The organism is Zooshikella sp. RANM57, from assembly GCF_050749885.1.
Lineage (GTDB): Bacteria > Pseudomonadota > Gammaproteobacteria > Pseudomonadales > Zooshikellaceae > Zooshikella.
Genome location: NZ_JBOIUB010000077.1, coordinates 1 through 255 on the forward strand (window position 1 = coordinate 1; position 255 = coordinate 255).

General features: G+C 37.3%; 1 protein-coding gene. It reads right to left on the minus strand.

Annotated elements, in window-relative coordinates; genetic code table 11:
• Nucleotides 1-234, minus strand: a 234-nt coding sequence (locus ACQ96U_RS27205) for a hypothetical protein (RefSeq protein ID WP_431724415.1), incomplete at its 3' end; no start/stop codon positions are given.
• Nucleotides 235-255: the final 21 nt, after the last annotated feature.

Below are 255 nucleotides of genomic sequence, written 5' to 3' on the forward strand. Positions count from 1 at the left end.
TGGGTTGGCATGCACACTGACTTGACGATGGCACGCCTCCATTTGTTGGGTAAAGCCCTTTATCGCATTGTACAGTTCTTTACTCTCAGTCCAGGTTAAATACCCTTTACACGCTTCTCTAAATTGCTGAAAGCTTTTTTTTGTCACATCAACGAAAGGTGTGTTATCTATATCCGCTAATTTATCTAGATAATCACGGATAATTTTTTTGTTCTTAATCATTGATGCGTACATAGTTAAATCCATCGTTAAAAT